Here is a 13946-nt window from a genome sequence, read left to right on the forward strand (position 1 = left end):
CACGCTGTATCAAACCAGGTAGTAGTACCGTCGGGGATCGCCGTCGCCGGCCACGATCGCCGCGTCAACCAGCGCGCCGGCTTCCGGCGCGTCGAGCCGGGCATGGGCGTAGCGGACGGCCTTCAGGGTTGCCGAGAATTCCTTGTCCTCTTCGGGGAAGACCTGCCCGGCCGGGAACCAATGGTCGAAGCCGACGTTTCTGAGCACGTCCCTCATGTCGGTCTGCACCCCGGCGAGCAGGACGGTCACACCGCGCGCGGTCTCCTCACGCAGGAAACGCTCGATCCGCTCGACGACAACGACATCCGGGTGTCGCACGCGTTTGAGTCGCAACACGACGAACTTGATGTCGTCGCGTTCCAGCCGCTCACTCAGCTCCTCCAGATAACGCTCCAATTCCGGTGCGGCGCCGAAGAAGAGCTCGCCTTCGAAGTCGTAGATAACGGTCGATGGGTCGACGGGATCGCCGGCCACTCGCTCCCGGACCACGCGTTCGGGCGTCACGACCATCTCCTTGACCTTCAGCTTCGCCGCCCGGGGGACGAAGAGCAGGATCGACAAGCCGACACCGAGCAGGACCGCGGTGTCCAGGTCGATCAGCACTCCGGTCAGCGCGGTGATGATCACCAGCCCGGCGTCGTAACGCGAAGCTTTCAGGGTGTAGAGCAGCCGCTTGTAGTCGATGAGCCGCGCCGCGGTGATGAGTAGGAGACCAGCGAGCGCCGCTCGCGGCATGTAATGCAACAGCGGTGCGAACAGCAGCACCGCCGCGGCGACGGTCACTGCGGTGATGACGCCGGAGAACCGTGACATTGCGCCGGCCTGGAAATTGATCGGCGACCGCGACACAGAGCCCGATCCGGGTACGCACTGGAAAAACCCGCCGGTGAGGTTGGCCAGGCCTTCGGCGAGGATCTGACGGTTGTAGTCGAGCTTCTGCCCGGACTGGTGCGCGATGGCCTTCGCAATCGACAAGGCTTCGAGGAGTCCGATGAAGGCGATGGCCAGGGCACCCTCGGAGAGTTGCCCCAGCGAGCTGAGTTGCACCAGCGGGACGTGCGGGGTGGGCAGACTCTGCGGGATCTTCGCGGTCAGCGACACCCCGAGGTTGCCGTTCCGGTCGGCGGTCGACCAGCCCGCCAGATACGCGATCACCGCCGCGATGATCAGGACGGCGAGCAGGTCGAGCTGGGGCAGGCCGAAGCGTTTCACCACCCAGCGAAGCGCGACCGCCAGCGCGACGGTCGTGACGCTGAGCACCACCGCCCGATAGTTGACCGCATCACCCTGGAACAACGTCAGGTAGGTGCGTTCGAGCACCTTCATCCGCCCGCTGCCCTTGTCTTTGACACCGAGCGCGTTGCCCAGTTGTCCGACGGCGATCAGCAACGCCGCCGCGACCAGGAATCCGAGGATCACGGATTCGGAGATATAGCGGGTGAGATCGCCGAGTTTGAACACGGCGATGAGGATCTGGAAAGCGCCGGCGAGAACGCCGATCACGAACAACGCCTCGGACACCACGGCGTGGTTCTCCGGATCCAGAAACGCCAGCGAACTGAACACCAGCAATGAGATCGCACTCGTCGGCCCGTTGATCAGGTGCGACGACGAGCCGAAGACCGAGGCGATCAGCGTCACGACGATGCACGAGTACACGCCGTATTTCGGATCGACGCCGGCCACCAGTGCATAGGTGATGCCCTGCGGCAGCGAAACGGCCGCGACGGTGACGCCGGCGACAAGGTCGCGACGGGCTTTCGTCGCGTCGTAGTTCAAGCCCTTCAGCCGCTCCGAAATGCTCACGCTTTCTTCGCCTTCCGCCGACCGTGGGCCGCCGCGACCGTCGCCCGAGCAGGTGACGTGACGGTGTCGTAGATGCCGTTGTCGCCGAAGAACTTCTCCCGCGCGTCGTCCCAGTCCTTGGCAATCGAGGTGATCGGGAAGAGATTGATGTCGGGCAACCGGTCGGTGTGTCGGGCGAGGATCTCCGGCTTGATCGGACGGTATCCCCTTTGGGCGATGATCTCCTGCGCGCGTTCGGTGTACAGGTACTGCAGGTATGCCTTCGCGTATGCCAGCGTCTTGTCCGTGAGGTTCGCGTCGACCCAGGCGACGGCCGGCTCGGCCCGGATACTGATTGGGGGATAGACGATTTCGAGGTCGTTCTTGTTCTCGGCGACCTCGCGGAGGGCTTCGTTCTCCCACGTCAAATGAACGTCGCCGATCCGCTCGACCGCAAAGGTGATTGCCGCGCCGCGGGCGCCCGCGTCGGCTACCGCGACGTGGCCCAACAACGCCTTGACGAACTCGAAAGCTTGGGCGTCGCTGCCTCCGCGGGTGGTGACCGCGCCCCAGGCGGCGAGAACGCTCAGCTTTCCGTTGCCGGAGCTGCGCGGGTTGGGGGAAACGATGGCGACGCCGTCTTTTACCAGATCGGGCCAGTCGTGGATCTGCTTCGGATTGCCCTTGTGGACGACGAAGACGATGGTCGAGGTGTAGGGCACCGAATTGTTCGGCAAGCGACTCTGCCAATTCGGGGGGATCAATCCGCGCTTGCGCAGCGCGTCGACATCACTGACCAGCGCCAGTGACACTACGCCGGCTTTCTGCTTGCCGGCGACGACATCAGCGGTCTGCCGTCCTGAACCGCCGTGCGATTGCTTGATTTCCAGCGTGACGCCGGCCTGCTGCCGAAATTGCGTGACGAAGGCCTTGTCCAGTTCGGCGTACAGTTCCCGGGTCGGGTCGTAGGAGACATTCAGAATCTGGTTCGGCGAGGTGTCGCCGTGCAAATTCTTGATCGCGATGAGGCTCGCCGCCACGACGATCGCGACGACGCCGACGATATTGAGCCAGGGAACGCGCAATCGGTATCCGCGGCGACCCGCCGCCGGTCGTTCCACGTCCGCCATTGCCGCCTCCATGCCGATCTCGACGTGTCCGATTGCCGGTCGCCGGTGACTGACTGTCGTCCGAAATCGCTCGGAGCAACGTCGGGCGATGGAGGATGCTAACGCGGTTTCTTCCGCGAATCACCGGTGCAAATCTGCGTGATTCAATAGCCGTCCGTGCGCGCGCCCTTCACGCGCATCCGTGTCACCAGACGTGGGGCAGCAACCGGTACCGCACCCGCTGCGCGTACTCGCGGTAGCCGGGCAACTCGGCGGTGAGCAACTTCTCCTCGTCGAGAATGCGGATCACCAACGCCACGACCCCCGGAATGACGAGCAGCAGCCCCCAGTAGGAATCGAGCGCCAGCGGGATGCCGACCATCATGACGATGTCGGCGGCATACATCGGATGCCGGACAACCCCGTATAGACCGGTGCAGGCCAGCGACTGTCCCGCTTCGACGGTGACAGTGGCCGCGGCATAGCTGTTCTGGACGATCACGAGCATCGCGCCGGCGATCCCGATCCCCACGAGAGCGTCGCCGATCAGTGAGACCGGCGCAGGAACCGCCGACCAGCCGAAGCGATGGTCCAGGGCGCTGAACGCCATCGTCGACGCGAGCGAGGCGAAGGAGACAGCCATGACGGCCTTCTGCACCGGCCTGGTCTCGGCCCGCGGGCCCGCCCGCAGACGGCGTTGCAAGGCAGCCGGATTCGTGCGCATCAGGTAGATGGTCGGAACCCAGGTGGACACGGTGAACACCGCCAGAAAGATCCACCCCTGCCAGTAGGCGAAGGTACATGCCGGCGCAAACAGCAGCACGCAGAAGACACCGAGTCCGACGACGCCGGAGCCGACCGCGCGAAGGGTTGTTTTCACAGACGTCCTAGGTGCGCAGGTCTCGCAGCCGAAAGGCTCTGACGCCCAGCATGATCAGCGCGGCGTCGATGGCCAGCAGCCACAGCAGGGGCTGGACGGTGAAGCCGTCGCCGATCCGAGGAACGTGCGCGAAGGGTTCGAGGTCGAGCGCCCACTGCGGCAAGCCGGCCAACGAGCCGATCAGGTACAGGGCGATGAAGCCGACCAGCACGCCCCACGCGACCGGCGTGAACCGCGGCGCAAGACCGAACAGTCCGACGGTCACGGCCGGCCCGAGCCAGGCGGCCGGCAACTGCACGGCCGCGGTCGCGGTCACCACCGCCAGCTTGCCGCCGGCGTCGCCGGCGGCAACGCCGTACAGGAGCCCGCCCGCCGCTCCGGCGACCAGCATGGCCACCGCCGAACCGAGCAGAGCAGCCACCAAATGACTTGCCAGCCAACGAGTTCGTGAGACCGCGCCGGCGAGCGTCACGTCGGCCCGCAGGTCGGATTCCTCCTGGTACAGACGTAGGGTGAGCGAGATCGCGAATGCGGAGGCCACCATGCCCATCATGGTGAACGCCACCGCGACGAACGCGTCCTCGAGCGCGCTGGTTCCGCCCATCCGGGCGACGATGTCACGCGCCGCGCCGTCGCCGATCTGGTCGCCGATGCCGTGCGTGACGCTGCCCATCAGCAGGCCATAGAGGCACAGGCCCACCGTCCACAGCACCAGCGCACCGCGATCGAGCCGCCATGCCAGCCCGAAGACGTTGCTCAACCCCGGCGCGGCGGTGCCGGGTCCGGGCCGCTCGGCGACCAGCCCGGCGCCGACGTCACGGCTCGCGAGCAGTCGATACGCCACGGCGGTGAGCGTGGCCGCCGTGACCAGATGCGCCAGCAGCAGCCACCAGCGGTCCCCGGCATAGGGCCGCACCTGCAACGACCAGCCCAGCGGCGAGAGCCACGACAACGCGGCGACGCCCGCATCACCGATGGCGCGCAGCGTGAACGCGGCTCCCAGCACGGCGAAGGCGGCACCCCGGGCGAACCGTGCGTCCGGCGAAAGCTGTGCGGTCACCGCGGCCACCGCAGTGAACACCAGGCCGGAACCCGCAAGCGCGGCGCCGAAAGCCAGCGAACCGGCGGCTGGGACGTCGGTGAACAGCAGGCCCGCTGCGCCGATCGCGCCGGTGGCGATCGACGCCCCGAACGACAACAGCAGTGCCGCGGTGAGGCCGGCGTACCGTCCGACCCCGGTCGAGTCGAGCAGTTCGGTCCGGCCGCTCTCCTCGTCCGCACGCGTGTGGCGGATAACGGTCAGGATGACGGCCACGGCGATCAGCACGTGGAACATGCCGGCCTTCCACGTGCCGACGGCTCCGAGGCTGTCGTTGTAGATCCGGCCGTAGAGTGCGCGCTGGGCCGGGCTGGCCATGATCGACGCCGCGAATTGGGCGCGTGCGGCGGGGGAGGGATAGACCTTTTCGATGCTGCCGACGTAGACCGTCGCCAGCGGCAGCGACAGCAGCAGCACCCACAGCGGCAGCGAGACCCGGTCGCGCCGCAAATAAAGACGCAGCATCCCCAGCGTGCCCGTGAGATTCGAAAGACGTTGCTGCGCAGAATGTTCGGGGATGCCCGGTCGGTCCAGCGCGGCGGTGCTCATCGCGCCGCCGCCTGGTGGCTGCGTTCGGTGCCGTAGTGGCGTAAGAACAGCTCCTCGAGGGTCGGCGGCTGGCTGACCAGGCTGCGCACGCCGGCGTCGGCGAGCACCCGGATGAGCTCCCCGAGGCTTTCGCTGTCGACCTGCGCGCGCACCGTGTTGCCGTCAACGCTGACGTCCTCGACCCCCTTGATCCGGCTGAGATCGCCCGGATCGCCGATCATTTCGGCTCGGATCGAGGTGCGGCTGAGATGACGCATCGACGCCAGCGTCCCGCTCTCGATCGTCCTGCCGCCCCGGATGATGGTCACCCGCTCGCACAGCGCTTCGGTCTCCGCCAGGATGTGACTCGACAGCAAGACTGTAACGCCGCGATCGCGTGCCTCGGTGACGCACTGCTGAAAAACGTTCTCCATCAACGGGTCCAGTCCGCTGCTGGGCTCGTCGAGCAGCAGCAGGCCGGCCCGCGACGAGAAGGCGGAGATCAGCGAGACCTTCTGCCGGTTGCCTTTCGAATAGGTGCGTGCCTTCTTGTGTGGGTCGAGGTCGAAGCGTTCGATCAGCTCGGCGCGGCGGCGGTCGTCGATGCCCCCGCGCAGGCGGGCCAGCAGGTCGATGGTCTCGCCACCGGTCAGCGACGGCCACAACGTGACGTCGCCCGGCACATAGGCGATCCGTCGGTGCAACTCCACGGCGTCGGCCCACGGGTCACCGCCCAGTAGCCGCACGCTTCCGCCATCGGCCTTGGCCAGTCCCAGCAGGACGCGGATGGTGGTGGACTTGCCCGCGCCGTTCGGGCCGAGGAATCCGTGCACCTCCCCGGCGCCCACCGTCAGGTCGAGTCCGTCCAGGGCGCGCACCGCACCGAATGTCTTTGTCAGGCCGCGAATCTCGATCGGCGCGAAACTCGCGGACTGCTCAGCTGCCATGGGCTTCTCCTTGATCCTGTGCGGCTTGATCCTGTGCGGCTTGATCGTTAGCGGCCAGGAAGGCGTCGTACATGGTGCGGTCGACCATCAGCCCTTCGGTGTAGATCTCCAGCGCGGGCAACACCATCTCGCGGGCGTAGTCGCGCAGGACCGCACGGATATCCGTCGGGGTGTCGTGCATCTGCAGATAGAGCAGAAAGCCCCCGCCCCCGGTGATGCCGACATACCTGGCGCGCGCGCGGGGGTCCCGGCTGGGCTTGATGGTGCCGGCCCGCACGCCTTCGTCCAGGTAACCCTCGGCGTTGTCGATCATCCTGCGCCACAACATCGTCGCCAGATCGCCGCCGGACTGCAGGCTGCGCACCAGGTAGGCCATCAGCGGCGCGTAGCTCTCGATCTCAGCCAGCTGTGCGAACCAGGTGGCGGGATCATTGGACTGCAGCGCCTCGGACTTGCTGGCGCGGATCTCCTCGGCGATGTAGTCGTCGCACGCCTTGCGCAGACCCTCCTTGGAGCCGAAGTGGTGGATCACCAGCGCGGCGCTCACGCCCGCCGCCTCGGCGATAGTGCGCAGCCCGACGGCGAAGCCGTGCTGCCCGAACTGCTCGATGGCCGCGTCGCGGATTCGCGCGGCGGCGGTCAGGTCGGCTGAACGCATGTTCAGTACGCTAAACAGTCGTTCAGTCGCCGGTCAAGGTGGTGGCGCGTCAGGAATGCGTAAAGATCCCGCCCGGACGGGTCGCGGCGCGGCCGCCGCCCGGCAGCTAGTCGCGCACCGCGGCCAGCAGACCGTCGCCCAGCGGCACCAGCGCGGGGGTGAGCCGCTCGTCCTCGGCGATCAGGCGGGCGGCCTCGCGCACCGCGGCCACCTCGGCGTCGCGCGCCGAGGGGTCGGCGGCCCGTCCGCCCAGCGCCGCCCGGTGCACGACGATCACCCCGCCGGGCCGCAGCAGCCGCACACCCTCGACGACGTAGTCCGGCTGGTCGATCGGGTCGGCGTCGACGAAAACGAGGTCATAGGACTCGTCGGCGAGACGGGTGAGCACCTCCTGGGCGCGGCCGCCTATCAGCCGCGTGCGCGACGGGCCGACACCGGCCTCGCTGAAGGCCTGCTTGGCCAGACGCAGATATTCGGGCTCGACGTCGATCGTCGTCAGGACGCCGTCCTCGCTCATTCCCGACAGCAACCACAGCCCGCTCACGCCGACACCGGTGCCCACCTCGGCGACGGCCTTGCCGCCACTGAGCTTGGCCAGCAGGCTCAACAGCGCGCCGACCGCGGGCGTCACCGCCCCGGCGCCGATGTCCTCGGCGCGCTCGCGCGTCGCCGACAGCAGCGCGTCCTCAGAGATCGATCCCTCGGCGTGGGCGAAGAGGGATTCGGCCCGGGTACGGGCCGCTTGGCCGGGGGCTTCCGCGTCACTGCCGTCCATGCCCGCAGCGTATGCCAAATCGCGGCGCCGTCGGTCAGGCGCGCCTGGAACACCGAGCCCGGGCCGCCCCGTGACACGCCCGACGGGTGCAGCGCGTTTCAAGTCACATCCGGGTGGATATCTCCTGGACAGTCCAGGTAACGATCCGGTTTCTCAGGCTCAGCTCAGACTGTTCATACGTCCGGCATACCAGGGCACGCGACGGTATCGGTATGGATCGCGGAGCGCGGGGGACCGGGACTGGCTGGACCAGGAATAAGGAATGGCAGCTGCGTGTTGGCGCCAATGACGAATTGCCGTTGTTCGGCAAGTCGGATTCGGAGGAATTCATCATCACCACGCTTTTGAGCCCGTCCAGCATGTCGCACGTGCAGGACTGTCCCGCAGACGGTTGGCTGGAGCCCGCCGAGGGGCTGCAGGGGACGGCGGTGTTCGACGCCACCGGCGACAAAGCCACCATGCCATCGTGGGACGAGCTGGTGCGCCAGCACGCCGACCGCGTGTACCGGCTCGCCTACCGGCTTGCCGGCAACCAGCAGGACGCGGAGGACCTGACCCAGGAAACCTTCATCCGGGTCTTCCGGTCGGTGCAGAACTATCAGCCCGGGACGTTCGAGGGCTGGCTGCACCGCATCACCACCAACCTCTTCCTCGACATGGTGCGCAGGCGCGCACGCATCCGGATGGAAGCGCTCCCCGAGGATTACGACCGCGTGCCCGCCGACGAGCCGAACCCCGAGCAGATCTACCACGACTCTCGGCTCGGGCCTGACCTGCAGGCGGCGCTGGACTCGTTGCCCCCGGAGTTTCGCGCCGCGGTGGTGCTGTGCGACATCGAAGGCCTGTCCTACGAGGAGATCGGCGCCACCCTCGGCGTGAAGCTGGGCACCGTGCGCAGCCGCATCCACCGCGGACGTCAGGCGTTGCGCGACTATCTCGCCGCCCATCCTGAGCACGGCGCCGACGCCGGGACGTCCCGCGCCGCGTCGGCCTGAGGGTCCCGTTCGCCGGATCGTAGCCGGGTTGCGCGGCCCGATCTGATCACGAGCCAGCGTCTTTAAGCACTCCGGACGCGATTTAGGGCATCGCCTCGCGCTACATTCGAGGAGTGACCGGCAACGAAGGGAGTGGGTGATGGCCGACCGAGGACATGTGTTCCGGCGCGCGTTCTCCTGGCTCCCCGCCCAGTTCGCCTCGCAAAGCGACGCCCCGGTGGGCGCGCCGCGCCAATTCGGTTCCACCGAACACCTGTCGGTCGAAGCGATCGCGGCGTTCGTCGACGGTGAGCTTCGGATGAACGCCCACCTGCGCGCCGCGCACCACCTTTCGCTGTGCCCGCAGTGCGCGGCCGAGGTCGACGACCAGAGCCGGGCGCGGGCGGCGCTGCGCGATTCCCGCCCGATCCGCATCCCCAGCGCGCTGCTCGGGTTGCTGACCGACATCCCGCGCTGCTCGCCCGAGGACACGTCGGCGGCGTTGCCCGACCCGTGCGCCGAGCGCGAGTCGCGTGACCAGCGCAAGCGTCGCTAGCGCGACGCCGGGAAACCCACGCTGAGAATGGACTGTCGGGCCGGGGGACTACGCATCCGACGCGCGCGTGCTCGCGGGCGCCGGGCCGCCGATCCGTGGATACTAGGGTGGACACGGACAACGCCGACGCCGGATATCGGCCGGTGAATGCCTGTTTCGAGCGCTCAAGTAGAGGATCCAAAGGGACGTGACCTCCGACCAAGGCTTTGACCAAGGGAACGACAGCGACCAAGGCAACGACGGCGGCCAAGGGAAAGACCGCGGCCAGAACGGCGGCTATCGCCTGGCGCCGCGCCCGATCTCCCGCCCGCTGGTCGACCCCGCGTCCGCCCAGGCGTTCGGCCGTCCCAACGGCCTGCGCGGTTCGTTCGTCGCCGAACGTGTGCGCCCGCCCAAGTTCCAGGAGCAGTCGGAGTTCAGGCCCGACGACCGGCCGGCCGATCCGGTTCTCGAGGAGGCGTTCCGCAGGCCCGGTGGCAGCCCCGAATCCCTGCAGCGCCACCCCGTCGACGCCGGCGCGCTGGCCGCCGAGAGGAACGGCGACCAGTCAGACGAGCCAGACGACCCCTGGCGCGATCCGGGCGCTGCGGCGGGCCTGGGAACTCCGGCGCTGGCGCCGCAGGCGCCACAGGCGGTGCCGGGCTACAGCGGCAAGCTGGGCGTGCGCGACGTTTTGTTCGGCGGCAAGGTCTCCTACCTCGCGCTGCTCGTCCTGGTGGTCATCGCCCTGGCGATCGGCCTCGTCGGCGGGGTGATCGGCCGCAAGACGGCCGAGGTCGTCGAGGCGTTCACCACCTCGAAGGTCACGCTGTCGACCGTCGGCAACGGGGAGGCTCCGGCTGGAAGGTTCGCCAAAGTCGCGGCCGCGACCGCCAACGCCGTGGTGACCATCGAATCCAAGAGCGACCAGGAGGGGATGCAGGGCTCCGGTGTCGTCATCGACGGCCGCGGCTACATCGTCACCAACAACCACGTCATCTCCGAGGCGGCCAACAATCCCAGTCAGTTCAAGACGACGGTGGTGTTCAACGACGGCAAGGAAGTCCCCGCAAACATGGTGGGCCGCGATCCCAAGACGGACCTGGCCGTCCTGAAGGTCGACAACGTCGACAACCTGACCGTGGCCCGGCTCGGCGATTCGGACAAGGTGCGCGTCGGCGACGAGGTTCTGGCAGCGGGCGCGCCGCTGGGACTTCGCAGCACCGTGACGCACGGCATCATCAGCGCCTTGCACCGGCCCGTCCCGCTGTCGGGTGAGGGCTCCGACACCGACACCGTCATCGACGCGATCCAAACCGACGCCTCGATCAACCACGGGAACTCCGGCGGCCCGCTCATCGATATGAACTCCGACGTGATCGGGCTCAACACCGCCGGTAAGTCGTTGTCTGACAGCGCAAGCGGTCTCGGCTTCGCGATCCCGATCAACGAGGCAAAGACCGTCGCGCAGACGCTGATCAAGGACGGGAAGATCGTGCACCCGACGCTGGGCATCAGCACCCGCTCGGTGAGCAACGCGATCGCCTCCGGTGCGCAGGTCGCCAACGTCAAGGCGGGAAGCCCGGCCCAGAAGGGCGGAATCCTGGAGAACGACGTGATCGTCAAGATCGGTAACCGCACGGTGGCCGACGCCGACGAGTTCGTCGTGGCCGTGCGGCAGCTGACCATCGGTCAGGACGCCCCGGTCGAAGTCGTCCGCGACGGCCGGCACGTCACGCTCACCGTGAAACCCGACCCGGACAACAGCTAAGTGTTCTCCAGCCTGAGTTGGGAACATCTCCTGGTCCTCGTCGTGGTCGGGCTGGTGATCCTCGGCCCCGAGCGGCTTCCGGGCGCGATCCGGTGGACGTCGAATGCGCTGCGGCAGACGCGCGACTACCTCAGCGGCGTCACCACTCAACTGCGCGAGGACCTCGGGCCGGAGTTCGACGAGCTGCGCGTCCCGCTGAGCGAGTTACAGAAATTCCGGGGGATGACGCCCCGGGCCGCGCTGACCAAGCATCTGCTCGACGGCGACGATTCGTTCTTCACGGGGAACTTCGACAGGCCCGAACGACCCGTTGACGGAACTCCTGCCAAGCCGGTCGAGCCGCCCCGGCCGGCGCACCCCCCGGGCGGCCCCGCACCGTTCGACGCCGACGCGACCTGACGGTCCGCGATCTGTGCTCAGCGCCGCGACGGGTCCAGTCCGAGCGAGACGCCCGCAAGTCCGCGCCGCCGCGACGACAGGGCCTCGGCGACGCCGCGCAGCGCTTTACCCGCCGGGGAGTCGGGGGCGCTGAGCACCATCGGCACACCCGAGTCGCCGGCCGCCACCAACGCCGGGTCCAGTGGAATCTGACCGAGCAGCGGCACGTCCGCCCCGACCGCCCGCGACAACCGCTCGGCGACCTGGCGCCCGCCGCCCTCGCCGAAGACCTGCATGGTGGTGCCGTCGGGCAGCGTGAGACCCGCCATGTTCTCCACGACGCCGACGACGCGCTGCCGGGTCTGCAGCGCGATGCTGCCCGCCCGCTCGGCGACCTCCGCGGCGGCCGACTGCGGCGTCGTCACCACCATGATCTCGGCGTTCGGAATGAGCTGCGCCACCGAGATCGCGACGTCGCCGGTGCCCGGCGGCAGGTCGAGCAGCAGGACGTCGAGGTCGCCCCAGTACACGTCGGCCAGGAACTGCTGCAACGCCCGGTGCAGCATCGGCCCGCGCCACACCACCGGGGTGTTGCCCTCGGTGAACTGGGCGATCGAGATGACCCGCACCTCGTGGGCGATGGGCGGCAAGATCATCGACTCGACCTGGGTGGGCCGGTCGGTGGTGCCCATCATCCGGGGAATCGAGTGGCCGTGAATGTCGGCGTCCAGCACCCCGACCGACAGTCCGCGGGCCGCCATCGCCGCCGCGAGGTTCACCGTCACGGTGGACTTCCCGACACCGCCCTTGCCGGACGCGATGGCATACACCCGGGTCAGCGAGCTGGGCTGGGCGAACGGGATGACCGGCTCGCGCGCATCACCGCGGAGCTGCTTGCGCAGCTCGGTGCGCTGCTCGTCGTTCATCACATCCAGGGTGACCTTCACCGCTCCCGTGCCCGGCACGTCGGAGACCGCGCCGGCGACGCGCTCGCTGATCTCGGTCTTCTTCGGGCAGCTGGCGGTGGTCAGGTAGATGCCCACGTGCACACCGCCCTCGGCGTCGACGTCGACGCTCTTGACCATCCCGAGATCGGTGATGGGACGCCGAAGTTCGGGGTCGATCACCTTGCCCAGCGCGGCGCGGATGGCGTCGGTCAGACCGGCTTGCGAATCGGGGGAGTCAGCAGACATCACCGCCGAGTGTAGGCGTGCCCGCTCGTCAGCCGGTTGGCGGACCGAACGGCGGTGCGGGCGGCGGCGGGCCGAAGGGTGGCGGCGGTGCGGGCGGCGGCGGGCCGAACGGCGGTGGCGGCCCGAACGGCGGCGGCGGCCCGAACGGCGGCGGGTTCTGCGCGCTCTGCGAGCCGATGCAGATCAGCGTGCAGCCGGGTTGCTGCGTCTGCACCTGCGGCGGGGACGCCGGCGCCATCCACGGGAACATCGGCGAAGCGGGCTGTTGGGGCTGGTTGAGGTCGATCAACGGGGTGCGCGCCATCGGGTCGTCCATCGGCAGGCCGAGCATGTTCATCGGCAGGTTGGGTCCGAGACCCTCCGGGTGCTCGTCGTGAGCGTCGCCGAGCGGGGGCGGCGGACCAGTCAGCGGCGGCAGGTCGACCGGGACGACGCCGGTGGCGTACGCGGACGCCCAGCCAAGCACGTTCTGCGCGTAGGACATCGAGTTGTTGTAGCGCAGGATCGCGGCCATCACCTGGGAGGGGTCGCGCAGGTTGAGCCCGCCGCTGCACAGGTAGCGGGCGGCCGCCAGTGTGGCGTCGAACAGGTTCTGCGGGTCGGGTGCGCCGTCGCCCTTGCCGTCGACGGCGTAGCGGGCCCAGGTGCCGGGCAGGAACTGCATGGGCCCCATCGCGCGGGCGTAGGTCACCCGGTTGCCGGCGCTGTTCTGGACGATGACCTCGTTACCGGGCAGGGTGCCGTCCAGCGCCGGACCGTAGATCGGCCGCACAGCCGTGCCCCGCGCGTCGACGGCGCCCCCGCCCGCGTGGCCCGACTCGATGCGTCCGATCCCGGCCAGCAGATTCCAGCTGACACCGCAATTGGGGGAGGCGACGGCCATCTTCTGCTCGGCACTGCGATACGCAGCCAGCGCAATGCTGGGGATGCCGAGCGCACCGGGGGCGTTCACGACCATCGGCGGCGGCGGCGCGGCCAGCGCCGGCTCGGCGACGTGAAAGGCCGTCGGCCCGCGGTCGGCGGCAACCACGGCGGGACCGGAGAGATCGGGGACGGTCGGGGAGACGGCGGCCACCGGGTGAATGTCAGCGCTTACCGGCGGCGTATGTCCAGGGGACTGCGGGGACGATCCGGCGACGGCTCCGGCGAGCACCAGCGGAGTGATGATGGCTACGCCGAATGCCGGCGCCCGCGTCGCGCGAAGTGTTCGCTGCCGCACCTTTGCGGCGGCCGGGCGCAGGCCCCGGCGTCCCCCTTTTGCCACTCGACCGTCCTAAATATGTGAGCTGGTCGACCTCTTTCCAGGCGTGAACC

13 protein-coding genes are annotated in these 13946 nt (G+C 68.5%); 4 read left to right on the plus strand and 9 right to left on the minus strand.

Annotation, left to right across the window (positions count from 1 at the left end; translation table 11 throughout):
• Positions 1 to 9: 9 nt before the first annotated feature.
• The 7 genes from G6N48_RS00860 to G6N48_RS00890 form a co-directional block, all read right to left on the minus strand.
• The gene (locus G6N48_RS00860) at positions 10 to 1800 is read right to left on the minus strand and encodes a SulP family inorganic anion transporter (protein WP_139825789.1); all 1791 of its coding nucleotides are present in this window, start codon (positions 1798 to 1800) and stop codon (positions 10 to 12) included.
• 2 nt (positions 1801 to 1802) lie between these two features.
• Positions 1803 to 2915, minus strand: a complete 1113-nt coding sequence (locus G6N48_RS00865) for a sulfate ABC transporter substrate-binding protein (RefSeq protein WP_085269448.1) — start codon at positions 2913 to 2915, stop codon at positions 1803 to 1805.
• Between the two features lie 184 nt (positions 2916 to 3099).
• A complete protein-coding gene (locus tag G6N48_RS00870; protein ID WP_085269276.1) occupies positions 3100 to 3774 on the minus strand; it encodes a methyltransferase family protein in 675 nt (224 codons plus the stop codon).
• A gap of 7 nt (positions 3775 to 3781) precedes the next feature.
• Complete coding sequence (locus tag G6N48_RS00875; protein WP_139825775.1) at positions 3782 to 5422, minus strand: ABC transporter permease; 1641 nt, start codon at positions 5420 to 5422, stop codon at positions 3782 to 3784.
• Positions 5419 to 6348: an ABC transporter ATP-binding protein gene (locus G6N48_RS00880; RefSeq protein ID WP_085269275.1), complete on the minus strand. Its 930-nt coding sequence runs from the start codon at positions 6346 to 6348 to the stop codon at positions 5419 to 5421. Before G6N48_RS00880 ends, G6N48_RS00875 begins: the two co-directional genes overlap by 4 nt.
• Positions 6338 to 7006 (minus strand): TetR/AcrR family transcriptional regulator, encoded by a 669-nt coding sequence (locus G6N48_RS00885; RefSeq protein WP_085269274.1) that lies wholly within the window; start codon positions 7004 to 7006, stop codon positions 6338 to 6340. The genes G6N48_RS00880 and G6N48_RS00885 overlap by 11 nt, the downstream gene beginning before the upstream one ends.
• A 106-nt stretch (positions 7007 to 7112) precedes the next feature.
• Complete coding sequence (locus G6N48_RS00890; protein WP_085269273.1) at positions 7113 to 7781, minus strand: O-methyltransferase; 669 nt, start codon at positions 7779 to 7781, stop codon at positions 7113 to 7115.
• 212 nt (positions 7782 to 7993) lie between these two features.
• Here G6N48_RS00890 and sigE point away from each other — a divergent pair, with 212 nt between their 5' ends.
• From sigE to tatB, 4 genes are all read left to right on the plus strand, one after another.
• On the plus strand, positions 7994 to 8776 hold the full coding sequence (sigE, locus tag G6N48_RS00895) for an RNA polymerase sigma factor SigE (RefSeq protein ID WP_085269272.1): 783 nt from the start codon (positions 7994 to 7996) through the stop codon (positions 8774 to 8776).
• Positions 8777 to 8915: 139 nt separating this feature from the next.
• On the plus strand, positions 8916 to 9311 hold the full coding sequence (gene rseA / locus G6N48_RS00900) for an anti-sigma E factor RseA (RefSeq protein ID WP_085269271.1): 396 nt from the start codon (positions 8916 to 8918) through the stop codon (positions 9309 to 9311).
• 187 nt (positions 9312 to 9498) lie between these two features.
• A complete protein-coding gene (gene htrA / locus G6N48_RS00905; RefSeq protein ID WP_085269270.1) occupies positions 9499 to 11061 on the plus strand; it encodes a serine protease HtrA in 1563 nt (520 codons plus the stop codon).
• Entirely contained in the window at positions 11062 to 11460 is a 399-nt protein-coding gene (gene tatB, locus G6N48_RS00910; protein WP_085269269.1) for a Sec-independent protein translocase protein TatB, read from the plus strand.
• 17 nt (positions 11461 to 11477) lie between these two features.
• On the opposite strand, the gene G6N48_RS00915 is transcribed toward tatB, so the two are convergent.
• The gene (locus G6N48_RS00915; RefSeq protein WP_085269268.1) at positions 11478 to 12632 is read right to left on the minus strand and encodes an Mrp/NBP35 family ATP-binding protein; all 1155 of its coding nucleotides are present in this window, start codon (positions 12630 to 12632) and stop codon (positions 11478 to 11480) included.
• Between the two features lie 28 nt (positions 12633 to 12660).
• Positions 12661 to 13896: a lytic transglycosylase domain-containing protein gene (locus tag G6N48_RS00920; protein ID WP_085269267.1), complete on the minus strand. Its 1236-nt coding sequence runs from the start codon at positions 13894 to 13896 to the stop codon at positions 12661 to 12663.
• Positions 13897 to 13946 lie beyond the last annotated feature (50 nt).

Source organism: Mycobacterium parmense (assembly GCF_010730575.1).
Taxonomy (GTDB): Bacteria; Actinomycetota; Actinomycetes; order Mycobacteriales; family Mycobacteriaceae; genus Mycobacterium; species Mycobacterium parmense.

Excerpts from the sequence above, each read along its gene's own strand:
- G6N48_RS00865 (WP_085269448.1), bottom strand. The coding sequence starts at position 2,915 with ATGGCGGACGTGGAACGACCGGCGGCGGGTCGCCGCGGATACCGATTG.
- G6N48_RS00875 (WP_139825775.1), bottom strand. The coding sequence starts at position 5,422 with ATGAGCACCGCCGCGCTGGACCGACCGGGCATCCCCGAACATTCTGCG.
- G6N48_RS00880 (WP_085269275.1), bottom strand. The coding sequence starts at position 6,348 with ATGGCAGCTGAGCAGTCCGCGAGTTTCGCGCCGATCGAGATTCGCGGC.
- G6N48_RS00885 (WP_085269274.1), bottom strand. The coding sequence starts at position 7,006 with ATGCGTTCAGCCGACCTGACCGCCGCCGCGCGAATCCGCGACGCGGCC.
- G6N48_RS00890 (WP_085269273.1), bottom strand. The coding sequence starts at position 7,781 with ATGGACGGCAGTGACGCGGAAGCCCCCGGCCAAGCGGCCCGTACCCGG.
- sigE (WP_085269272.1), top strand. The coding sequence starts at position 7,994 with ATGGATCGCGGAGCGCGGGGGACCGGGACTGGCTGGACCAGGAATAAG.
- rseA (WP_085269271.1), top strand. The coding sequence starts at position 8,916 with ATGGCCGACCGAGGACATGTGTTCCGGCGCGCGTTCTCCTGGCTCCCC.
- G6N48_RS00915 (WP_085269268.1), bottom strand. The coding sequence starts at position 12,632 with ATGTCTGCTGACTCCCCCGATTCGCAAGCCGGTCTGACCGACGCCATC.